We start from the raw sequence: 23,141 nt of genomic DNA, 5'->3' as shown, positions 1-23,141 counted from the left end.
ACTGTATGCAGAAAACCTTCATTGGCCCCCATTTAAGGCGTTTACGGCTGGAACGGTCGGAAACCCAAGCCGCGATGGCGCGGGCTTTGGGCATCTCGGCGTCCTATGTCAACCTGCTGGAAAATAACGAAAGATCGGTGTCTGTTGCGATCTTGCTACGGCTGTTCGATGTCTATGGCGTTGACTGGCGCGATATCGCGGAAGAAGACAGCACCAGCCAGTTGGCTGACCTGCGCGCGGTGACGGGCGATCCGTTGTTTACAGAAATCCGACCAGAAATCGCTCAAATCCGCGCGGCAATTGTCCATGCCCCCGCAGTGGTTCAGGCGTTCCTGACACTCTATCGCGCCTATCAATCGGTCGGCGATCAGTTGATGACGCTGTCACAAAATGACACGGCGCAGACCACAGCCTCCCCCGAGGCGGCGGTGCATGACGTGTTTCGCCGCAACCGCAACCACTTTGCTGCATTGGAAACGGCGGCGGAAGCGTTCTGGGGCAGTGCCGCAGTGCCGCGCGACGAGGTCTACGCAGCCCTGAAACAGCGCCTTGCCCAAAAGCTGCGGGTGACGGTGCGGCTGGTCCGTGTCGAAGACCTGCCCGGCGCACTCCGGCAATATGACGAGACGCGGCGAGAGATCCTGCTCTCCGAAGCCCTTGATCACCCCAACCGCATCTTCCAACTGGTGCATATGCTGGGCCTGCTGGAGCAGCGCCCGTTGATCGACACTTTGGTTCATAAATCCGGCATCACCGACCCGCGCGGCACCGCCCGGCTGCGGGTGGAGCTGGCGAATTACTTCGCCGCCGCTGTGCTGATGCCCTACACCAGTTTCCTGCAAGAAGCCCGCGCGGCGAAATACGATTTCGACCATATCGCCACCCGCTTCGGTGTCAGCTTTGAGCAAGCCTGCCACCGCGCCACCACCCTGCAACGCGAAGGCGCGATGGGGGTGCCGTTCTTTTTCCTGCGCATTGACAAGGGCGGCAACGTCTCAAAACGCTTTAACGCCACTGATTTTCATCTGGCTGAATATGGCGGCGCTTGCCCGCGACTGGATGTGCATACCAGCTTTCGCACGCCGGGGCGGATCATGCCGCAGTTTGTTGAAATGCCGGATCGCAGCCAGTTCTTCGTGTTCTCGCGCACGGTGGATCGCCCGACATGGGAGCGTCACAGCCAAGACAACCGCCTCGCCGTGGCAATGGGCTGTGCGGTGCAATACGCGCCCGAGATTGCCTATGCCGAAACCTTCAACATGGCGCATGCAACGATCACCCAGATCGGCATCAACTGCCGGATCTGCCCGCGCGCGCATTGTGATCAACGCGCGCATCATGCAGCGATCCTGACCCAGCCGATTGACGCGCATCGCCGGGGGGCGACACGCTATGATGGTTAGAGACGGGTCGAGCGGGGCAGTGAGCTCTGCCGCGCGGGCAGGTTGTGATGACGATCGACCCAAAGCAGCCCCGCGCCGCCGATCAGCGCCATCGCGCTGCCAATGACGGCGACGGTCTCATAGCCGCCAAGGCTGGTGCCAATGGCAAAAGCCGCAGCCCCCAGCACATCCGACACCAGCTTTTGCAGCGCCAGCATCGCGCCTGCCGTGCCGGGTCGGCTATGCATCAAATCCTGATAATAGCTGATAGGCAGGCTGATGATCGCCGTGCCGCCAATGCCAGCCACCAGCGGCATAACCCAGATCCAAGCAGAGTCGCACAGCATAGGCAGGGCCAGCAAATGCAGCGTGTAAACCGCACCTCCCACCGCCAGCAAGGTCGCGCGGCGGAGCCTCCCGGCGACTCGTGACAACAGCAACAGGCAGGGCACCTCCCAGCCAGCGACAAGTCCAACATACAGCGCCACATCCGAAGCATCGCGGATGGGTGAGGCCTCAAACACTAGCGAAATCAGCACCATATACAGGATGCCCGTGGCACTGATCGCCCCCAACAGCAATAGGCGCAAAAGTATTGTCGGATGCGCGATTTCCTTAAACGCCTGTGCAAAGTTCAGGCCCGAACGCTGATCCGCCCATTCCGTCGTGCCATCCTTTGGCCAGTTGAAATAGACCAGCACCACCAGCCCAAAACTCGCTAAGCCCGCGCTAAGGTAAATTGCCATCACATCGATCTGGGCGGCAAAGCCAAAGGTCCAGAACACCAACATCGCCAGAAAACTGATCGACATTGCCGAACGCAACGCCGCTTGCACCGTATCGCGGCTGTGACTGCCGGGGGTGGCAAGGCGGGCGAGCGCAAACAGCTGGCCATAAAGGCTGGAGGCAATGGGCAGCAAAATGCCATGACACAGGATCAGGCTGAGCTTCCCCGGAAAGCAAAGCATCAGCAGAAGGCCGAGCAAACTCGCCACGGTCGCGACCAAAGCAATCCGCCGCCGATGGCCGCGCTGATCCCCCAGAATACCAAACAGCACCGAAGCGGTGACGGCAGTGATCGAGGCCAACACCAGAACCAGCGCAAACGCGGGCTTGCTCAGGCCAATCCGTTCAATCGCGATCAGCGATTGGTAGGGGTAAACCGAGGCGTTATGCGCCCCCAACAACAGCAGCGCCAGAAATATCAGGCGCAGCGCGGGTTGGCGAAAGATCAGAGCAGGGGCGGACAAGGAAGGCTTTCCGAACACATCGTGCTACCGCTAATGGGGCAGAGCGGGGAAGTCCAGATCACGCGGCATGAAACCAAACCCGGGTGCCGTCTTGGGCCCCATCGAGGGGCCACGCGACGGCGTTGCCACGGATTGCTCAGCGGGAAATCCAAACCATCCACCTCACGAAATGCGCAACCTCTACCACGTTGCTCTTTCCGAAATACTCTCGCCGAAGGCTCCACCCTTTCCGCAGCGCCCCACCTCAAACCTATCCCCCGGCGGCGCCTCCGAGCGGCCCTTCGATGGGGCCCGAGGTGGCCCTCTGTTTCAGGTCAAACCGCAGGAATAACCTTGCCCGGATTCATCCGTCCCTCCGGGTCCAACGCCGCCTTCACGCTGCGCATAACCTCCAGCGCCACAGGGTCTTTCCGCCGCCGCATCGAGGCCAGTTTGGACAGCCCCACCCCATGCTCGGCTGAGAAACTGCCGCCCAAAGCCTGCACCTCGTCCTCCACCGCCTCGACCACCGCATTATACAGCGCCGCACTGTCGTTGCTGCCGAACACCGTGAAATGGATATTACCATCGCCCAGATGCGCCACCGAAAGCGTCTCTGCCCCCGAATCAAGCGCGGGTAACCGCGCATGAATACGTTCAAAAAACACAGCCACCGCATCGACTGGCAGGCAGATATCGGTGTCAATCGCAGGCTGCCTTGCCACAGTGATCTCAGCCGCCAACTCCCGCCTTTGCCACATCGCGCGTCGCTGCGCCGCAGAGGCTGCAATCTCGGCATCCAAAATCATCCCCTCACCCAGCATTTCTGCAAGCGTGGTTTCCAGCATCGCCGCCAGCGGCAAAACCCCATCCGGCCCGACCAAAGCATCGGCGGGACGGGTGCTGCCGAGTTCCACCAGAATGTTCACCTCTTGCCGGGGTGAGAACGGCTGGCGAATATCTGGCCGTGCCTCAGCCAGCCTGCGCATATAGGTTTCCGGCATATATTCAAAGGCTTCCACCAAGCCGCCCGAGACCACTTGCAAGCGGTTCAGCAGCGCCAAAGCATCCGGCAAAGACCGCGCCGACAGCGTCGCTGTGGCATAGGCACGCGGCCGTGGCACCAATTTCATCACGGCAGCGGTAATCACGCCCAACGTGCCCTCCGCCCCGATGAACAGGTGTTTCAGATCATAGCCGGAGTTATCCTTGTGCAACTGGCTCATCAGGTTCAGCACCCGGCCATCCGGCAACACCACCTCCAACCCCAAGCACAGCGCCCGCGTCGAACCATAGCGCAGCACGTTCGAGCCGCCCGCATTGGTCGAAAGCACGCCGCCGATCATCGCCGATCCGCGCGCGCCAAACCACAGCGGAAAATACAAACCCTCAGCCTCGGCGGCATCATGCAGACGGTCCAGCACCACCCCGGCCTCGACCACCGCAATCCGTGCGCCGGCTTTGATTTCACGGATACGGTTCAATCTTTCCACCGACAGCATCAGCCCGCCATCTGTCATCGCCCCACCGACCAGCCCGGTGCGCCCGGATACCGGCACCACCGCCACGCCATGACGCGCCGCGATCTGCATCACCTGCACCACTTCGGCGGTCGATCCGGGGCGCACCGCCGCCACCGGATCAGAGGTATAATGCGTCGTCCAATCGGAACGATAGCGCTCCAGATCCACACCCGTGATGACATGGGCCGCCCCAAGCGCTGTGGAAAGATCGGTCAGAAGGGTCATGCAAAGCTCCGACAATTTCGGCGCAGTGTGCCCGAAGCGAAGGCGGGCGCAAGGGCGCTCATCACGCGTGCCGGCTTTCTGCGCTTGCATCTCCGCCAATCACAGCGGAGAAAGCCGTAAGGCTTGCGGAGCGGTTAACTTGCCACCCGCGCCAGCAACTCTTGCACCTTCGGCCCCAACGCATCCAAAATCTTCGCCACCCCCTTGGCATTGGGATGAATGCCATCCGCCTGCATATACTCCGGGTCGAGCAGTCGGGTTTGCTGGTTGATCACCGGGAAGAAATAGTTATCCGCCAGAAGCGCACCAAATTTTGCCGCCAGTTCGGGATACATCGCGTCAAAACTGGCCTTGAAATCCGCCCCATAATTCCCCGGCGCGCGTAAACTCACCAGCAAAACCGGCAGCCCCCGCGCCTTTACCTTGGCCAAAATCGCATCCAGATTGGCGCGACTTTCCGCAGGATCAATCCCGCGCAGCATGTCATTGCCACCCAGATTGACGATCACGGCATCAATGTCCGGCGTCAGCGACCAATCGGTGCGCGACAGCCCGCCCGCCGTGGTGTCCCCGGACACCCCGGCGTTGATGATCTTCACATCAGAACCTTTGGCCGCCAGCCATGCCTGCAATTGTGGCACAAAGCCCTGATCGCTGGGCAGACCGAAGCCCGCCGTCAGGCTATCCCCCAGCGCCAGCACGGTGGTTTCCGCATAGGCAGGTGAAATCAGCAGAAAAATCGCCGCTGTGACATTGCGAAACGCCCGCAGCGGCGCATATGTCAAACGGGGCAGCAGGAAGTGAAGCATGACTGAAACCGTTCTGGCGTTGCAAGATGCGTGGCTGACCTTGGCCGGCAATGCGGGCCGCGTCGATATCCTCAAGGGCATAACCCTGAGCGTAGCGCGTGGCGAGAGCTTAGGATTGGTTGGGCCGTCCGGTTCGGGCAAATCTTCGTTACTGATGCTGATGGGCGGACTGGAGCGTGTGTCCAAGGGCCGGGTGGAAGCATTGGGTCGGGACATCACCGGCCTTGATGAAGACGGTTTGGCCAAGTTTCGCCGGGGCCGGATGGGCGTAGTGTTTCAATCCTTCCATTTGATTCCCACCATGACCGCCTTGGAAAACGTCGCTTTGCCGATGGAGATTGCAGGCGTCAAAGACGCCTTCCCCCGCGCGAAAGACGAACTTGACGCCGTAGGACTTGGCGCGCGGATGCAGCACTACCCCGCCCAGCTTTCCGGCGGCGAACAGCAACGCGTGGCTTTGGCGCGCGCCGCCGCCCCACGCCCGGCGATCTTGCTGGCGGATGAGCCGACGGGCAATCTCGACTCAGTCAATGGTGCCGCGATCATGGAGTTGATCTTCGGCCTGCGCGACCGTCATGGCGCGACCTTGGTGCTCGTCACCCATGCCCCGGAACTCGCCGCCCGCTGCAGTCGCGTCGTGCGCTTGGTTGATGGCCGCATAGATGGGGCAGCAGCGTGAGCAGCGGTGCATGTCAACACGCATCCTGCAGTCTCACTGCGGGAGAGATCGCGTGAGTTTGGCGTGGCGCATCGCACGGGCTGAACTGCGCGGCGGTCTGCGCGGCTTTTGGGTGTTCCTCGCCTGCCTTGCCTTGGGCGTGGCCGCAATCGCGGGCGTTGGCATGGTCCGCTCTGCCATCGGGGCGGGTTTGCAGGATCAGGGCGCTGTCCTGCTCGGCGGCGATGCGCAGGTCGAATTCACCTATCGCTTTGCCACCGCCGAGGAACGTGCGTTTCTGGACCAAATTGCGACGAAAACCTCGGAGATTGTCGATTTCCGCTCGATGGTGGTGGCGGGCGACGCCCATGTGCTAACCCAAGTGAAGGCGGTGGATGACAACTATCCTCTGCTCGGCTCGGTGCAGCTTGAATCCGGCGATCTGGCCACCGCCCTGTCAACCACCGGCACGTCCGGTGCCGTGATGGACGGTGTTCTCGCCGACCAGATCGGCCTGCGCTTAGGCGAGCATTTCAAACTCGGAACGCAAGACTTCACCCTGCAAGGCCGCATCCTGCGTGAGCCTGACTCTGCCACAGGCGGTTTCGCCCTCGCCCCCCGCACTATCGTAAAAACCAAAGATTTGGCAGCTTCGGGCCTGCTAGAACCCGGCACATTGTTCGATTCCTCCTACCGCCTGCTGCTCCCCCCCAACGCAGACCTCACCGCATTACAGACCAAAGCCGAAGCCAATTTCCGCGATTCCGGCCTGCGCTGGAGCGATAGCCGCAAAGCCGCCCCCGGTGTCGCCCGCTTTGTCGACCGTATCGGTGCCTTCCTGATCCTCGTCGGCCTCGCGGGTCTCGCCGTCGGCGGAGTCGGTGTCGCAGCCGCCGTGCGATCCTACCTAGAGGCGAAAATCGCCACCATCGCCACCCTGCGCACCTTAGGCGCAACCGGCGGCCTGATCTTCCAAACCTATCTGATCCAGATCGCCGTCCTCGTCGCCTTCGGCGTCACGCTCGGCCTGATCCTTGGCGTAGCCGCCCCTCTCGCCCTCGCCAAACCGATCCAGTCCGCCCTGCCATTCCCCGCCCAAATCGCCCTCTACCCCCGCCCGATCATCGAGGCCGCCTTCTACGGCATCACCTCGGCCTTCCTATTCGCGCTCTGGCCACTGGCCCGCAGCGAACAGGTCCGTGCGGCAGCGCTCTATCGCGGCGGCCTCGCAGGCGGCTGGCCGCGGGCGCGCTATGCGCTTGCAATGCTGGCACTCGCCGCGCTCCTCGTCGTCGGCGCGGTTTGGCTGTCTGGCACCGCAAACCTCGCCCTCGGCACGGCGGGCGGCGTGATCGGGGCGCTGATCGTGCTCGCCTGCGCCGCTTGGGGCCTGACCCGCCTTGCCCGCCGCCTCGCGCGCCTAAGTAGATCGGTCACGATACGCCTCGCCCTCGCCTCGATCGGCGCCCCAAGGGCCGAAACCACGCAAGTCGTCCTCGCCCTAGGCCTAGGCCTTACGGTCCTCGCCGCCGTTGGCCAAATCGACTCCAACCTGCGCGCTGCGATTTCCCGCGACCTGCCCACCCGCGCGCCCTCGTTCTTCTTCGTCGACATCCAGCCCGACCAAGTTGACGGATTCCGTGCCAAACTCGCCGCCAATCCCGCCGTGACCAAAGTGGAGTCCGCCCCGATGCTGCGCGGCATCATCACCCAGATCAACGGCCAAGACGCGCGCAAAGTGGCAGGCGAACACTGGGTGCTGTCGGGCGACCGGGGTGTGACCTATGCTGCAGCGCAACCCGCGAACACCAAGCTCACCGCAGGCACTTGGTGGCCCCAAGACTACCAAGGCCCACCGCAAATCTCTTTCGCCTCCGAAGAAGCCGAGGAACTCGGCCTGAAACTCGGCGACAAACTGACCATCAACATCCTTGGCCGCGACATCACGGCCAGCATCACCAGCCTGCGCGTCGTCGATTTCTCCAACGCCGGAATGGGCTTTGTGCTGACCCTCGACCCCGCCGCTGTCGCAGGCGCGCCACACACCGAAATCGCCACCGTTTACGCCGATCCGGGGGCCGAAGCGAAAATTCTGCGCGAGATTGCCACCGCCTATCCCAACATCACCGCGATCTCTGTGAAAGCCGCCATCGGGCGCGTCACCGAAGCCCTTACTGCCATCGCTCAAGCCACCACCATCGCCGCCATGGCAACCCTGCTGACCGGCTTCGTCGTTCTGATCGGGGCTGCCGCCTCGGGCGAACGGGCGCGGGTCTACGAGGCCGCCGTGCTGAAAGTGCTCGGCGCATCGCGGGCCCGCATCCTCCTTAGCTTCGCCTTGCGCGCCGCCCTGATGGGGGCCGCGGCTGGCATGGTCGCCATCATCGCGGGTGGCATCGCAGGCTGGGCGGTGATGCGCTTTGTGATGGACAGCCCTTATGCGTTCGAACCCGCCTCGGCGCTGACCATCGTTATTGGGGGAATCGCGGCCACGTTGCTCGCCAGCCTGATCTTCGTGCTGCGCCCGCTCGCCAGCCGCCCCGCGCAGGTGTTGCGGTCGCAGGAGTAGCGTTGTGGAATATATATTCCAAAACTGCGCGCCTCTGACGCGCCAATTCCTGCCGATTTTTGCCGAGAATCCAGGCGAAATGCCGTATTCTCGGCAAAATCAGATTGATCTTGGCTGCAAATAGAATATCAGTTCCGCAAACGCAAACCCAGCCGGGGCTGCTGCTTTAGGAGGACGACATGACAGTAAAATTCGGGCTTTTGGGCGCGGGCCGCATCGGCAAAGTCCATGCCAAAGCCGTCACAGGCGACGCCAATGCGCAGCTTGTTGCCGTGGCCGATGCCTTCCCGGCCGCCGCGCAGGCGATTGCCGATCAATATGGCTGCGAAGTCCGCTCGATTGATGCGATTCTGGCCGCGAAAGACATCGACGCCGTCGTAATCTGTACCCCGACCGACACCCACGCCGACCTGATCGAGCAATTCGTCAAAGCCGGCAAAGCGGTGTTTTGCGAAAAGCCGATTGATTTGTCACTCGCCCGCGTCAAAGCCTGCCTTGAAGTGGTGCGCGCCAACAAAGGCACGCTGATGGTCGGCTTCAACCGCCGCTTTGACCCGCATTTCAAAGCCGTCCGCGCCGAGATAGACAAGGGCACCATCGGCACGCCCGAGATGGTGGTGATCATCTCGCGCGATCCGGGTGCGCCCCCGGTCGATTACATCAAACGCTCGGGTGGCATCTTCCGCGATATGACGATCCACGATTTCGACATGGCCCGCTTCTTGTTGGGCGAGGAAATCACCGAAGTTGTCGCCACCGCCGCCGTTCTGGTCGATCCGGCCATCGGCAAAGCGGGCGATTTTGATAGCGTTCAGGTGATGCTGAAAACCAAATCCGGTCGCCAAGCAATGATCTCCAACTCGCGCCGCGCCACCTATGGCTATGATCAGCGCATCGAAGTCCACGGCTCCTTGGGTGCCGTATCGGCGGAAAACCAGCGCCCGGTGTCGATTGAGGTTGCCACCGCCGCAGGCTACACCCGCCCGCCGCTGCACGATTTCTTCATGACCCGCTACACAGAAGCCTATGCCGCCGAAATCGCCCAGTTCATCGCGGCTTTGGGTGGCAAGGGCAAAGCCGAGCCTTCGGGCGAAGATGGCCTGATCGCCTTAGCCTTGGCCGATGCCGCGCTGAAATCCGTGGCCGAAGGCCGCGTGGTGAAAATGTCTGAAATTATGTAAAATCAGTATGTTATGAACATGCGCGGCAGGGGAAACTCTGCCGCGCCTAGCATTTCATCTTGGCCTAAATATCCCCGCCGGAGGCTTCCGACACTCAAGCAAGGAGCCTCTGGCGGGAGTATTTCAAAAAGAGCAAGGCGCAGACCCTACTCCGCCAACCCGGTGCGCAGTTCCAACTCGATCATCCCCGGTGCGGGGCCTGCCGTGTCATCCTCCAACGCCGTCGCGCTCCGGGTGGTCTGCCCGAACCCAGCCTCGGACAATGCCGCCGACAAAGTCGAGCCGCCAAGACTGCGGGTGGTATCCAGCGCGTCTTGCGCGAGGAAACTCAGGTCCTCCACGGGCGATTGTGGCAGGGCAGGGGTCATCACCACGATCATCCGCTCATCGCCCAAAACATCCGCGCCGATCTTGAACAGCCCTTTCTTCAGCACATCGCCCGGCTGTAAGCGACCCGAAAACCAATGGCTGATCGCGTAGTCCGCAGCGATATAAAGAACATTAATATCAATAGGCTGATCCATATTGTTGCGCGCCAGAATATGCACCTGATCGTTTGGCACCAAGCGCGGTACCTCTGCTGCCTTTGCCGTCTTCAGGCTGTTTTTATCCTTGCCGGTCAGCAGTTCGACATCAACATTCAGACTGCCTGACCCCACCGCAGCGCCCAGCTTTTGCAGATTGATCGCGCGGGCCATTGTGGTCAGCGTCTCGGCCAAGACCTCTCCCAACTCTGCCGCATCCTTATCTGCGGTCGACACCGAAGGCGTGGTCGCAAAATCCGCCACCAACCCGGTGGCAGGCAGCACCCAGATCGCATCCGGGCGCGGGCTGTTCTTGATCACCGCGAGCCGCAGATCGGCTTCCTCTCCGGCTGCGACATAAACCAAGCGAGGGCCAGACGCCGCCTTCAACGCTTCCATCGCCGCATCAAGCGCAGTAACCACTGGAGATTTCTCGACTTTTGGTAAAGACACCGTCAGGGTAAAGTCCACATCGCTGCCGATTTTTCGCAGCAGAAAGCCTTTAGGCAGCTCCGCAGGCAAGGGCTTATTCCCCGCCAAAGCCTTGCCCTTGGCCGAAAACGTCTCGACCGAAGTCAGCGTCACAAACCCCAAAGCCGCCGCATCTTCATCGGTCGCCGATCCCATCACCGCCAGAACCGCGCCCACGGCCAGCCCATGCAAAGACCCCGCCGGAATGGAAAACTCCGCCCCTTCAACCGCCCCCGTCCATTGCGAAACCCGCGCCTGCGCCCCCCCCGAAAACGCCACCCGGTCCAGATCGCCCTCAAACAGCGGAGTCGTCGCGGCCAACCGCTTGGTGGCATAAGATCGCAGCACCTCTTGCCCAATCTGACCATAGCTGGCACCGGGATTCTGCGCCAACACCTCGAACAGAGTATAAGTGAACACCCCTTGCGGCACCCGCCCCGGTTTGCCTTTTGGCAGGTTCTTCTCGGGAGTCACCTCGTTGGTTTGCGCCGCAAAAAACCCCACGAAGCTGCCCATGCCGGGTTTTGATGTCTCATCAAACGGCGCTTCAGCCGCAGGCAAAGCCCGCGTTGCAATCTCCATCAACTCCGTCGGAATCCCCAACGCTTCAGGCGGCAATTCCCGCAACCGCACATCATCTTCCTCCACCCCCCGCGTCACCGTGCCAGAGTGGCAGCTGTCAAACACCGCCCAAACATCCGCCCCTTTGGCGCGCAACCCGTCGATCATTGCGCCGATCTCATCATCAACAAGCGCGTTCTGCACATGCCCAACCGCATCATCCCAAGGCCCGATGTCCGAGGGCATGAAGGTCTCATCCAGCCCATCCAACTCGGTTTCCGGGTTCAGCGCCGGCGATTGCGAGCCATGGCCCGAGAAATGCAGATAGACGAAATCCCCCGGCCGCACCCGCGCCGTCAGATCCGCCACCGCCACCCGGATCGCGGCCAGTGTCGGAGCCTGCGCGCCCTCCACCCCATCGGCCAGCACAATCACATCCTGCGGCGTGAATTTCACCGGGCTTTGCATGGTGAGATAGGTCTGCACCAGCCGCACATCATTGGCGGGCCCCTTCAGCCAGTATTTAGGATCAAGGTTCTTATACTCCGCCGCCCCGATTAGCAGTGCGTAATTCTCGCGCGCGAAGCCGGGCGCAGCCATCAGCGCCAAGCCGATCCCCATAATTCCCGCGCGCAGTTTCTCTTGCAATGTCATGGTGTTAATTCGTCATCAGGGCATAGCCCGTGTCCAGAGGCCCAACATTTTCGACCTGCATCACAAATTCCCCGCCACTCGCCGCCGTCCAGCCGCAGTAGGCGATCGGGCTGGGGTCGGTATCGGCGCAGACCAACTGGCCCCTGCTGTCAAACACCCGCAGGTTCAGATCGGCCTCACCCTTCGCTTCGACATAAATCTCGGCATAATCGCCCGCTGCAAAGCCGACGCTGGGGAAGCGATCTACCCCACCGCTGGCCAATGTGCCAATGCTATACATCGGCCCCGAGGCGACGCCTTTCACCCCCTCGGCCCGAACATCGCTGATCAGCCCCAGCAGCGCCGCATCGCCCACAGCCAAATCCTCGGCTGCAGCCAGCATCGCCTCCCATCGCAACGGAGCCTCGCCGTCTGGGCCCCGAAACGCCACCGATTTGCGCAGCTTTGCTGCTGCGATCAGCAACACAGGATCGCCTTCCGCCACCCCCGCCGCATAAAGTCGCGCCGACAGTTCAGCGGTTTTCACCCCCGACAACGGAGCCGCCCCTGCAGGCAAAGCCAGCAGGACGAGCAAAAGCGACAGGCGCAGCATGTCAAAGCCTCGGGTTAAAATCTTACGCCAAAGATGCGGCGCGGCGCTGGTCCTGTAAAGTTGCCAAATCGCGGTGACGACATTTGTCACGCGCTCAAAGTCTCGCGCTTAAAGATAGGGCCTAGCTGACCCGCACTTCCGTCATCATCCCGGTCGCCATATGGTACAGGTGATGGCAATGCAGGAACCAACTGCCCCGCTTATCCAGATCAACGACCACCGTCACCATACCGCCCGGCGGCACCGTCACCACATCGCGCCGTGGCCCACTAAACCGCCCCGCCCCGACATCGACCACCTGAAAATGATGCCCGTGCAAATGCATCGGATGCATCATCATGCCGGTGTTCATGAACATCAACTCCAGCCGTTCGCCGACCTTGGCTGCAATCGGCACATCCTCGCCGTGAACTTTGCCGTTGATGGTAAAGCGATAACCCGGCTCCTCGCCCAGCATCAGATGCGCCATCTGGCCCGCACGCTCTGGCAGCGCGTTCACCGACCGCAAACCGGCATCAAAGCTGGTGTCCAGATGCGGGCTGTCTGCCGCGGCCATATCGCTCAGCCGTGACAGCTGCGCCCCCGCCGTTGCCAGCACAATCCCGGTGCGCATCTTTGCGGCCTCAACCTGCGCAAAGATCGGAAACGCGCCACCTTCCGGAGGGATCGTCACCAGCAGATCCAGCCTTTGTCCCTGCGCCATCGGATAGGCCTTGGCCGCCAGCGGCTGACAAGCACTGCCATCCACCGCAATCGCCGTTGAGGCCAGCACGCCGGGATCAATCCAAAACGCCGTCGCCGTACCGCCATTGATAATCCGCAACCGCAGCTTCGTGCCTGCCTCGACCTGCACCACTTCGGGGTCAGCCAAGGTGCGATCATTCGCCAGATAAGCATCATAGGCCACGTCATTGGCATGGACCATCATGCCGCCGCTCATCGCCATCCCCGCCATATCGCCGCCAGAATGATCCATCCCCGCCATATCCATGCCACCCGAAGCCCCACCCGCGTGCATGTCCGAGCCACCCAAAGCCGCCAAAATATCTTCGGGAGTTTTAAAGCTGAAATCATGCAGCATGATGACATGCTCTTGAATATCCTCAGCATCCGCCTCGCGGCAGATCATCGGTGCGGCCATCAGCAGCTGTTCACTCAACTGGTGCGAATGCATCCAATGCGTGCCGGGGGTCAGCGCAAAATCCATCTGATCGACCGCACCGGGGGCGAGCTCTCCGCCGCCGGTATAGGAGCGATCCTGCCCCTCCGCCGCCATCACCTGCCCATGCCAATGTGTGACGATGCCGATATCGGTGTCGTTCTGGATGCCCAACTGAAACCGATCCCCGGCGCGGCCATAAAACCCCAACTGGCCGTCATAGCCGTTGATGCCGTAAACCGTCGCGGCCCGCCCCAAAACCTCAATCTGCCGCGTGCTGATGCTCATTTCCGCCACCTCAGCCCGTGCAGGCCGCGCCAAACCCGCCAAGGGCAGGGCTGCGGCAGAGGCTAAAAATTGGCGGCGGGTGGGACGGATCAGCATGGCAAGACTCCTTGATTTGCGACAGCATAGCCCGGAACCAAGCCACGCGCTTTGCGGAAAATGTCGCATCCCTGGTCACATCTTCGCGGGATGCCCTCACCCGGTTCCGGGCGCGCACCCTCAGCATTGCTGACAGCCTTTTGCGCCTAGCCGTCTTGAGACATTTCAGGCTGCCCAAAAGGCCCTGCCAATCGCTTCTTTGCTGCGCCGCAAGTGTGACAGCCCGCCCCCAGCCACCTCGCTCCTGCACTAAAGGTCATCCTATGCGCTCAAACATCCCGGAGGTGAGCCCGCAAAGGCGAGGGGGCTTGGCCCCCTTACATCGCCCGTCGCCCAATGACAGCCTTTGTCACGGGCAACGCAAACCCACTCGCGCTACGCTCACCGCCAAGACTTAACCCGAGGATATCCATGCCCGTTTCCCTCCCCACCCTGCGCCGCGCTATCTTCGCCGTCCTCCTGCTCACCACCCCGACCCAAGCCGCCGACGCCCCCATGCTGGTAACCGCGATGGCCAAAGTGTTCACCGTCCATAGCGCTGATGCCGAAGACCGCTTCCTCGGCTCGGCCTTCCTTTGGGGCGATGGCGCGGTCGCCGTCAGCAACGCCCATGTTGTAGGTAATGCCAGCGAAGTCCGCCTCACCGATGCCGCAGGTCACGAACAAATCGGCCAAGTCATCGCCACTGACCGCAGCCGCGACGTGGCGGTGATTGCGGTAAAGCCGGGGCAGGCCGGCCTGATCCCCTCAGCCACCCAACCGCAACTCGGTGCCGAAGTCTGGGCCCTCGGCGCCCCGCTTGACGTGGAATTCACCGTCACCTCAGGCCGTATCTCGGCCCTCGATCGTCAAACCGATCCCGCCACCCCGATCCGCATGATCCAGCACGACGCCGCCCTCAACCCCGGCTCCTCCGGCGGCCCGCTGATCGACAGCACCGGCGCACTGGTCGGCATGAACGCCCAAATCGCCGATGGCAGCCGGATGTTCATCGGCATTGCCTACGCCATCCCCAGCGCCGACCTCACTCGCATCGTGCAAGGCCTGATCACAGAGTCCCTACCGCCGATCCCAAAACTCGGCCTCACCGCCCGCCCGGTCAGCCGCCAACTGGCCGAGGCGCTGAACATCGCCGCCACGGGCTTGCTGGTCGATGCCGTCGCCCCCGCCAGCCTTGCCGAACAAGCAGGCCTCGTCCCCGGCGATGTCATCCTCGCCGTCAACTCCGCCGCCCTCACCACCCCCGGCGACCTCGCCTTCGCCGTTGAATCCGCCCAAAGCCAAAACCGCCTCGACCTCACCGTCTTGCGCGCCGGAACCGTGCTGATCCTGATGGCCGAGTTGACCGCAGAAGCCTCGCCCCTCACCCTGCGCGAGCTCAAAGCCCCCAAACGTCGCGCCGCATATACCTTGCAAGACCTTGGGCTCACCCTCAGCGACACCCAAATCACCGCCATCACACCGAACTCCCCCGCCCTCAATGCAGGGCTAACCCCCACCGAAATCATTCTGCAAATCGACGGCAAGCCCGCCGCCACCCAACGCGCCCAAAGCTTCACCCATCCCGTCCTCCTGCTCATCCAAAGCCCCACCGGCACCCGCCACGTCTTCATCGACCCTTGGGCCACGGGCAAGACACTTCACCCGGTCGGCGGAGCGAATGTGCTTGACCGCGACGTGGTGGTGTTCTGACATCTGCCAAAGCGAAGGAACCGCAATGCCCGCTCAAACTGACAGTATCCTGATCATCGAGGATGACCCTGAGACTGCCGCAGCCATCGCCTGCGAAGTGCGCGCCCTCGGCTGCACCGCCACCATCGTCCCCACTCTGCCCGAAGGCATCGCCCTCTCCGCCCAAGACTTCCGCGTCATCGTGCTGGACCGGATGCTGCCCGGTGGCGACGGCGTCGAAGCCATCGCCAAAATGCGCAGCCACGGCGCGCGAGCCATGATCCTCGTGCTTTCCGCTTTGGGTCGCGCCGCCAACCGGGTTGAGGGGCTAGAGAAGGGTGCCGACGATTATCTCCCTAAACCCTTCGAGCCCGAAGAACTCCGCGCCCGCCTGCGCGCCCTGCTACGCCGCGCCACCATGCAGGGACAGGACAATGATCTGCTGGTGTTCGGCGCGCTGGAAATCCGCATGAAAGCCCGCACCGTCCACATCAACCGCGCCCATGTCGCTGTTTCACCTAAAGAATTTGAACTGATCACCTATTTCGCCCAGAATGCTGGCCAGATCGTCACCCGGATGCAACTGCTGGAGAACGTCTGGCACCTGCATTTCGACCCCGGCACCAATGTCGTCGATGTCCATGTCGGCCGCCTGCGCCGCAAGCTTGAGGAAACCGGATCGCAAGCCATCCAGACTGCCCGCGGCGAAGGCTATATCTTCGCGCCACTGCCACCGCCATGATCGCCCGCTCCACCCTGAAACTCGCCGCCACCATGGCTCTCGCCATCAGCCTGCTGTCGCTGCTGGCGATGGCCCTGCAATACCGTCTTGTAGAATCCCGACTGACCGACGCCACAAAAGCCGCGCTTAGCGCCGATCTTGCAGGCTATTCTGCACTTTACCAACAACGCCGCATCATCGCGCTGCGCCAAGCCATCACCGACCGCGCCAACACCGGCAGTGAACTGCTGCTGCTGCAAGACCGCAATCACATCCGCCTTGCGGGGGCTGAGGCCGACTGGCCCGCTGAAATCCAACCGCAAGGCACCAATTTTTCCAGCACGCAAGCCCAACGCTTCACCCACCAAGGCACCGAATGGCTCGGCGTTGCCCGCACCTTGCCCGGAGGCTTCCCGCTGCTGGTCGCCCGCTCGCTCGCGCCCGTCGAATCTACCCTCGCCAGTTTGCGCAAAGGCATGGCCGCGCTCAGTCTGGTCCTGATCGCCGCAGGCGCGCTCATCGGCACCTTAGCGGCCAAATCGGTGATGACCCGCATCACCCGCCTCAACAACGTCGCCGATCAGGTGGCAAGCGGCGATCTCACCGCCCGCCTCCCCGGTCCGCGCAGTCTCGATGAATTTGGCCTGTTGGAAACCCATGTCCACGCCATGCTGGACCGCATCGAAAACCTCAACCGCGCCACGCACCGCTTGTCTGACACCATCGCGCACGAGCTGCGCACCCCGCTCAATCGCATGATGCAAAAACTCGCCCTGATCGAAGGCCAACCCACCCTCGCCGCCGATCTGAAAGCCGAGATGCGCAACGCCATCCGCGTCTTCGACTCGCTGCTGGACATCTCCCGCGCCGAGGCAGACCAAGGCAGCGGCGGCGGCCTGCTGCCGGTTGATCTCTCCGCCGTTGCCGCCGAAGTCTGGGATCTGTACGAGCCTCTTGCTGAGGACAAAGGCCTGCTCTGCACCCTGCAAACCACCCCAGACCTACATATTCTCGGCGACCGCAACCTGATCGCCCAAATGCTCGCCAACCTGATCGACAACGCCATCAAATATTGCAGCGCAGGCGACACTCTCACCCTTACCCTCTGCCAAACCCCCGAGCATCACCGCCTGACCCTGTCCGATACAGGCCCCGGCTTGCCACCCGACCTGCGCGACGCCGCCTTCGAGCGCTTCACCCGCGCCCCTCGCGACCAAGTTCGCGGCATCAAAGGCCACGGGTTAGGCCTCGCCTTGGTCCGCGCTATCGCCGCAAGGCACGGTGCGAAGCTGACCTTGCCAGAAGTGGAAAACGGCCTGACGGTGGAAATGTTGTGGCCGAAACTGATGGGGTAGCAACCTGATGTAGCTTTAAGCTACACAAAGCTCGACAAGTCACAAATTGCTATTAATTCAAAGTCACGCTGACTGCTCTACGTGATTATAGAGGTTTAAGCCATGTTTTGGCAGTTCTGGAAATCGTCGCGGCCCGTGACGTTGCCAAAGTCAACAGACGGCACGACGGAAATGGTATCCATCCCCCGCGCCGAATATGACCGCCTGCGCGCGGCAGCCGAGGATTTGGCCGATCTGCAAGCCTATGACCGCGCCAAGGCCGCTCTGGCTTCTGGCGAAGAAGAATTGATCTCCGCCGCCTACGCCAACCGCCTGCTGAATGGTGACAGCCCTCTGCGGGTCTACCGCGACCTGCGCGGCCTGACCCAAGCCGGGCTTGCCCTGCGTGCGGGCATCAACCGCGTGACGGTGGCCGAGATTGAAACCGGGCGCAAACAAGGCTCCATCGCCACCCTGCGCAAACTGGCAGAGGCCTTGGGCGTCACGCTGGATGACCTTTCGGTGTGATCTGCAACGCCGTTTTTAGACAGCGCAAAGCGTTAACAATTCCTTATCTGATCATCGTAACAATCGGAAAATAAATGGATTTTCTTACGGTCCCAACTCGGGACCGCCCCATTTTCACGGATTTTCGCTGATCACCTGATCCAGCCAAGGCACAAATTTCGCAGTCTTCGTATAGGCCGAAAACAGCGCCTTCTCCTCGCAGCCCTCGCCCGTTTTCGCGGTCAGCCCCCAACTCACAATCCCGGCCTGAATATACGTTCCATCCTCCAGCGGCACCACCAAAGGCCCGCCACTGTCGCCCGAACAGGCCGTCTTGCCGCCCTCGAACGTGCCCGAGCACAGCATATTCTCACTCATCGGCGGCGGGGCTTTTCCAACCAGTTCATCCCAGATCTGATAGGCATCCTCATCGCGCAAACTGAGAATCCCCGCCGCAAAGCCAAACCCCTCCGCCGCCGCCTCCGTCCGCGCGGCCATCAAGGATTGATTGCAAAGGCCCCGGTCCAGCATCTGAATCTCGGTCTCATGTAGCGCTTCCGGGTGACCGCCGCCCTCCACCAAGCCCCAGCCCGTCACCACAGTCACCACACCCGGCTGATCCAATTCATCACCAAACGCGGCGTCGGGCACCTGAATAACCTGATGCGGCAAGCGTGGCGCCCGGGCGAGTTTCAGCAGCGCGATGTCAAAGTCAAACCCGGTGCCGACATAATCGGGATGCCGAAACACCCCTTTCACCGCGATCACCTCACCCTTGCCCGCCGCGATGATATTGCTGCCCAGCATCACCGAGATATCCTTTGGGTCGAGATCGCTCCAGTTGCCCTGCGCGTCCTGCATATGCACGCAATGGGCTGCCGTCAGCACCCATTCCTCCATGATCAAGCTGCCACCGCAAAACTGCGCGTCTGGCCCGACGGGAGCTCCGCCGACCAGCAGCGCCACCTGCCACGGCCACGCCCCGTCTGCCGAGACCTTGCCGCCCAGAACCTTGCCCCCTGTCGCGGCTTTGGCTTCATGCGCCGCCTTGGCGCCGCCTTTTGCCCAAGCGAAGGCCGAGGGTGAGGATTGTTTGAAAGCAGGTTTGACCTCGGCCAGCGCGGGGGTCGTGAGGGCTAGCAAAGCCAGCATGGATGTTTTCATCATTCATCTCCCTGTGGCGCGGGGCGGATCCGCATAGCTTGGCGAATCATCAGCAATGGCGCGGGTTTGGCGGAAAAGCTGCGGGTGGCGGTGGGGTCGGGGTTAAGGCGGTTGGAGAGCCAATCCCCGCCGCCGCGCGTCGCTGCAGGGTCGGCGAGGGTGGTCAGATCAACCCGCGCAGCACCCGGTTCAACGGGAACTGCGAGCACGAGGATGTCTTCATCGACAGGGGGTGAGTTTGCGTCGATCTGGAACCCCGCTTTGCCGCTTTCTCCGGCGGCAAGGCGGTTGGAGAGGCCTTCGGCGGGCCAAAGCGGCGTGATGCTGAAATCGGTGTTGAAATAGAGGATCGAGATATCGAGATCACGACCGAATTGGTTCTGGAAGCCCAGCCAAAGCTGATCGCAGGGCTGCACGGCTTTGGCCGGATCGAAGGGCTCGGCAGGGCCTGGCGTGGCGCAACCGGGCGCAGGCTTGCGTTGCCAGTCCAGTTTGAGCGGGGCCTCTGCTGTGAGGCCGCGCCCTGCTACCGAGGCGAGCAAGCGACGCAGGCGGACATTGTGCGCGGCCTGCGCCAAGGTGCGCGCAACGGCGAGGGCGGGGGTGTCACCATCTTGCAGGGTGATGTGGGGGGTGGAGCCGGGGCCTTTGGGGTCAAGCTGACCGTCGGGGCCTGCGAGGGCGATGTCGCCATCGGTCAGGATTGGGGTAAGGTCGGGGGTGGTTTGGGTTGCGTAGGGGGCTAGGGCGGCGATCCATGGGGTGTAGTCAAAGGCTTCGTTCGGGTTGGCAAGCTGGGCGGCGGCGAGGCGCAAGGGGGGCGGGGTTGCGGGTTGGTCCAGTTCGGCCCAAGCGGCGGCCGGTGCGCCTTGGGGCAGGGTGCTGCTGCGGGCCATTACTTTGGTCAGGGTCACGTGCATCAGCGCCGTGCCGCCTGCGGGGGCGGTATAGAGCGAGAGTTCGTCGCCGGGGTTCAAGCCTTGCAGCAGGCCTGCTTTGAGAGTGCCGTTTTGGACGAGAAAGCGTTGCGGGGCAGGGGTGCCGAACAGGTTTTCATTCAGCATCGGGCCTTCGCCATCGGGCATTTGTGCGCTTGTGCCTTGTTGCATTGTGGCGGCTGCGGCGGCCAGAATCTGCGCCCACGGGGCTTTTGGGCTGCTGCGCAGGACTTCGGCGAGTTGGCGGGTGAAGGCCCCTTGCCAGAGGTCGCTGTCTCCGACGGGGTATTCAAACGAGCGTTGGTCGGATTGTGAGGAGTAGAGGAAGGCGAAATCGCCACTGAGGGGCGGCGCGGGGACGCTGGGGGCGGAGGCGGCGTTGTCGGGGATATTGAGATCAGCGGGGCTAAGGCCTCGGGCCACGGCTGCACTGTTCGGCAGGCTGCGAAATCCGGTGTCGGCATGGCAGGCGTCGATCAGGCCGATCAGTTTGATGCCGCGCGACAGCAAAGGCTGCGCCCAAGCCTGCAATTCGTCATCTGTTAGGGCGTTTTCAACTGTGCCGACATCGCCCTTCCAGCCGGCGGCATCGGCGGGCAGGAAAATCTCATCATAGCCGCCGCCCTCATCGCCGCTTTGGTCGGGGGCCTGTGCGCCGTGGCCAGAGAAATAGAACACCACGGTATCGCCGGGTTGGGCGCGGGTTGAGACATTGGTGAGGGCGGTCAGGATGGCGGCTTTGGTGGTCGGCGCGGTGGTGACGCCTGCGGGCAGGTCGGTGGGGTCAGAGGTGAGCACCGCGATTTCGGGTGCCGGGATGCCACGCGCGATCAGCACCTCGGCCATCAGGCGGACATCGTTAACTGGGCCTTTCAGGTCTGCATCTAAGGTCAGATAATCGCTGACCCCAACCAAAACCGCGCGCAATTCAGCGTGGGCCGGGAGCGGCAGGGCGGCCAGCAGGCCAGCTTGCACAATCTTGCAAAGGGTTGATCGAAATATCTGCAACATAGGGGCAGAATAGCCGGGTTGCGGCATCGGGCAAGCGATCTTGCGGGGCTGACGGGGGGCATTTTACGATCGGGCTTTGAGGCCGGGGCAGGTCATGCTTTGGTGTGCGCAAACGGGAGGGTTGGATGCGGGTTTTGATCACGGGGGCGGCGGGGATGATTGGCCGCAAGCTGACGGCGGCTTTGCATGCGCGCGGGACCGTGCAGGGCAAGGCGATCAGCCAGTTGATCTTGCATGACATTGTGGCGGCTGCGGCTGAGGCTCCGCATATCGCGCTGGTGGGGGATTTGTCGGTGGCTGGGGTGGCTGAGGCGCTGATTTCGCACAGGCCAGAGGTGATTTTCCATCTGGCCGGGGTGGTGTCTGGCGAGGCAGAGGCGAATTTCGATCTGGGCTATCGGGTGAATGTCGATGGCACGCGAGCGTTGTTTGAGGCGATCCGAGCGGCGGACTATGCGCCTCGGCTGGTTTATGCCTCGACAACGGCGGTTTTTGGCGGGCCGTTCCCCGAGGAAATACCGGATGATTTCGCACCGACGCCGCATTCTTCTTATGGTGTGCAAAAGCTGATCGGCGAGGCTTTGCTGTCGGATTACTCGCGGCGGGGTTTCTTTGAGGGCATCGGGCTGCGGCTGCCGACGATCTGCGTGCGGCCCGGTAAGGCCAATCGTGCGGCGTCGAGTTTCTTCTCGGGTATTATCCGCGAGCCGTTGAACGGCTTACCCGCCGATCTGCCGGTGGCACGGGATTGGCTGCACACCATGGCCAGTCCGCGCGCGGCGGTGGGGTTTTTCCTGCATGCGGCGGAGTTGGATTTGAGCGTGGTGGGGCCCCGGCTGAATCTGACGCTGCCGGGGGTGGCTGTGACGGTGGGGGAGCAGATTGAGGCTTTGACACGAGCGGCGGGGGCGGATGTGGCGGGGATGATCCGCGATGTGCCGGACCCTGCAGTTTGGGCGATTGTGCAGACGTGGCCGAGACGGTTTGCTGCGACGCGGGCGAAGGCCTTGGGATTTCGGGCGGAGGACAGTTTTGATCAGATATTGCAGGCGTATATGGAGGATGATTTGCGCCGGGTTTGACGGGGTGGTTTTGGGGGACTAGCGCCGGGGACTAGCCCCCGGACCCCCAAGGATATTTGAGCACAGAGGATGATAATTTTAGTCTAATTGTTGGGGGTTTGGGCATGAGAAAGCCCGCCACGCGGGGTGCGGGCGGGCTTTTACTGCGGTTTGAGGCTTAGTCCTGCACGCGGCCGTAGTAGGAGTAATCTTCGGTGTTGATCACGATGCGCGCCCCCGGTCCGATATGTGGCGGCACCATCACGCGCACGCCATTGGTGCAGGTGGCGGGTTTATACGACGACGAGGCGGTTTGGCCTTTGACCACCGGCTCTGTCTCGGCGATCTCAACGTTGACGCGCTGCGGCAATTCCAGTGCAATGGCAACGCCGTCGTAGGTTTTCAGATACACTTTCAGGCCGTCTGTCAGGAAGGCTTTGTCGTCGCCCACCACATCGGGGTGGACTGCGAATTGCTCGTAGGTGGTCGGCTCCATGAAGTGGAAGCCTTCGCTGTCTTCATACAGGAAGTCATATTCGCGGTCATCGACGTTGGCTTTTTCCACCATCTCGGTGGTGCGCCAGCGTTCAGCCACTTTCACGCCATCCGAGATGCGACGCATGTCGACGGAGGTGGTAGGGGTGCCTTTGCCGGGGTGGAAGTTTTCGGCTTTGAGCACGGCGTAAAGTTTGCCGTCCATCTCGACGACATTGCCTTTGCGCAAAGAGGAGGCGATGACTTTCACGGGGTGGTTCCTTGTTGTTAAGTGGCCCAACGGGTAAAGGGCGAAAGCGTTGCGGTGGCTTTAGCGCG

General features: G+C 62.1%; 18 protein-coding genes. 9 read left to right on the top strand and 9 right to left on the bottom strand.

Annotated features, from left to right (window positions below; genetic code table 11):
• Positions 1-5: 5 nt before the first annotated feature.
• A complete protein-coding gene (locus AKV04_RS24135; protein ID WP_054008953.1) occupies positions 6-1,403 on the top strand; it encodes a helix-turn-helix domain-containing protein in 1,398 nt (465 codons plus the stop codon).
• Here AKV04_RS24135 and AKV04_RS24130 read toward each other — a convergent pair.
• The 3 genes from AKV04_RS24130 to AKV04_RS24120 form a co-directional block, all read right to left on the bottom strand.
• Entirely contained in the window at positions 1,400-2,632 is a 1,233-nt protein-coding gene (locus AKV04_RS24130; RefSeq protein WP_054008952.1) for an MFS transporter, read from the bottom strand. The two genes, AKV04_RS24135 and AKV04_RS24130, sit on opposite strands and share 4 nt — an antisense overlap.
• Positions 2,633-2,946: 314 nt before the next feature.
• Positions 2,947-4,359, bottom strand: a complete 1,413-nt coding sequence (locus AKV04_RS24125; protein WP_054009041.1) for an FAD-binding oxidoreductase — start codon at positions 4,357-4,359, stop codon at positions 2,947-2,949.
• 134 nt (positions 4,360-4,493) lie between these two features.
• Positions 4,494-5,168, bottom strand: a complete 675-nt coding sequence (locus AKV04_RS24120) for an arylesterase (protein ID WP_054008951.1) — start codon at positions 5,166-5,168, stop codon at positions 4,494-4,496.
• Between AKV04_RS24120 and AKV04_RS24115 the strand changes: the two genes are divergently transcribed.
• From AKV04_RS24115 to iolG, 3 genes are all read left to right on the top strand, one after another.
• A complete protein-coding gene (locus tag AKV04_RS24115) occupies positions 5,167-5,847 on the top strand; it encodes an ABC transporter ATP-binding protein (protein ID WP_054008950.1) in 681 nt (226 codons plus the stop codon). The two genes, AKV04_RS24120 and AKV04_RS24115, sit on opposite strands and share 2 nt — an antisense overlap.
• 52 nt (positions 5,848-5,899) lie before the next feature.
• Entirely contained in the window at positions 5,900-8,395 is a 2,496-nt protein-coding gene (locus tag AKV04_RS24110; protein ID WP_156317817.1) for an ABC transporter permease, read from the top strand.
• Between the two features lie 179 nt (positions 8,396-8,574).
• On the top strand, positions 8,575-9,576 hold the full coding sequence (gene iolG / locus AKV04_RS24105; RefSeq protein ID WP_054008949.1) for an inositol 2-dehydrogenase: 1,002 nt from the start codon (positions 8,575-8,577) through the stop codon (positions 9,574-9,576).
• A gap of 146 nt (positions 9,577-9,722) precedes the next feature.
• Here the strand turns inward: iolG and AKV04_RS24100 are convergent, their stop codons facing one another.
• The 3 genes from AKV04_RS24100 to AKV04_RS24090 all read right to left on the bottom strand — a co-directional run bounded on the left by AKV04_RS24100 (position 9,723) and on the right by AKV04_RS24090 (position 13,921).
• Complete coding sequence (locus tag AKV04_RS24100; RefSeq protein WP_082351833.1) at positions 9,723-11,786, bottom strand: caspase family protein; 2,064 nt, start codon at positions 11,784-11,786, stop codon at positions 9,723-9,725.
• 4 nt (positions 11,787-11,790) lie between these two features.
• Complete coding sequence (locus AKV04_RS24095) at positions 11,791-12,378, bottom strand: hypothetical protein (RefSeq protein WP_156317815.1); 588 nt, start codon at positions 12,376-12,378, stop codon at positions 11,791-11,793.
• Positions 12,379-12,499: 121 nt separating this feature from the next.
• Positions 12,500-13,921, bottom strand: coding sequence for a multicopper oxidase family protein (locus AKV04_RS24090; RefSeq protein ID WP_162232941.1), 1,422 nt, complete (start codon positions 13,919-13,921; stop codon positions 12,500-12,502).
• Positions 13,922-14,332: 411 nt separating this feature from the next.
• Here AKV04_RS24090 and AKV04_RS24085 point away from each other — a divergent pair, with 411 nt between their 5' ends.
• The 4 genes from AKV04_RS24085 to AKV04_RS24070 all read left to right on the top strand — a co-directional run bounded on the left by AKV04_RS24085 (position 14,333) and on the right by AKV04_RS24070 (position 18,175).
• The gene (locus AKV04_RS24085) at positions 14,333-15,613 is read left to right on the top strand and encodes a trypsin-like peptidase domain-containing protein (RefSeq protein ID WP_054008946.1); all 1,281 of its coding nucleotides are present in this window, start codon (positions 14,333-14,335) and stop codon (positions 15,611-15,613) included.
• A gap of 25 nt (positions 15,614-15,638) precedes the next feature.
• Positions 15,639-16,334 carry a response regulator transcription factor gene (locus tag AKV04_RS24080; RefSeq protein WP_054008945.1) on the top strand — a complete coding sequence of 232 codons (696 nt, stop codon included), beginning with the start codon at positions 15,639-15,641 and terminating at the stop codon, positions 16,332-16,334.
• Positions 16,331-17,668 (top strand): sensor histidine kinase, encoded by a 1,338-nt coding sequence (locus AKV04_RS24075; RefSeq protein WP_054008944.1) that lies wholly within the window; start codon positions 16,331-16,333, stop codon positions 17,666-17,668. The genes AKV04_RS24080 and AKV04_RS24075 overlap by 4 nt, the downstream gene beginning before the upstream one ends.
• Positions 17,669-17,770: 102 nt before the next feature.
• A complete protein-coding gene (locus AKV04_RS24070; protein ID WP_082351830.1) occupies positions 17,771-18,175 on the top strand; it encodes a helix-turn-helix transcriptional regulator in 405 nt (134 codons plus the stop codon).
• A 114-nt stretch (positions 18,176-18,289) separates the two neighbouring features.
• On the opposite strand, the gene AKV04_RS24065 is transcribed toward AKV04_RS24070, so the two are convergent.
• Together AKV04_RS24065 and AKV04_RS24060 are read right to left on the bottom strand one after the other, a co-directional pair.
• Entirely contained in the window at positions 18,290-19,321 is a 1,032-nt protein-coding gene (locus AKV04_RS24065; protein WP_082351829.1) for a S1 family serine peptidase, read from the bottom strand.
• Positions 19,318-21,294: a caspase family protein gene (locus tag AKV04_RS24060; protein WP_054008941.1), complete on the bottom strand. Its 1,977-nt coding sequence runs from the start codon at positions 21,292-21,294 to the stop codon at positions 19,318-19,320. Before AKV04_RS24060 ends, AKV04_RS24065 begins: the two co-directional genes overlap by 4 nt.
• 98 nt (positions 21,295-21,392) lie before the next feature.
• Between AKV04_RS24060 and denD the strand changes: the two genes are divergently transcribed.
• On the top strand, positions 21,393-22,349 hold the full coding sequence (gene denD, locus AKV04_RS24055; protein ID WP_054008940.1) for a D-erythronate dehydrogenase: 957 nt from the start codon (positions 21,393-21,395) through the stop codon (positions 22,347-22,349).
• Positions 22,350-22,506: 157 nt separating this feature from the next.
• Here denD and efp read toward each other — a convergent pair whose 3' ends face one another.
• Complete coding sequence (efp, locus tag AKV04_RS24050) at positions 22,507-23,073, bottom strand: elongation factor P (RefSeq protein ID WP_054008939.1); 567 nt, start codon at positions 23,071-23,073, stop codon at positions 22,507-22,509.
• Between the last annotated feature and the right edge of the window lie 68 nt (positions 23,074-23,141).

It is taken from the genome of Cypionkella psychrotolerans (assembly GCF_001294535.1).
Lineage (GTDB): Bacteria > Pseudomonadota > Alphaproteobacteria > Rhodobacterales > Rhodobacteraceae > Cypionkella > Cypionkella psychrotolerans.
Note: the sequence above shows the minus strand (reverse complement) of the source record. Positions and strands in the feature narration are given on the sequence as shown.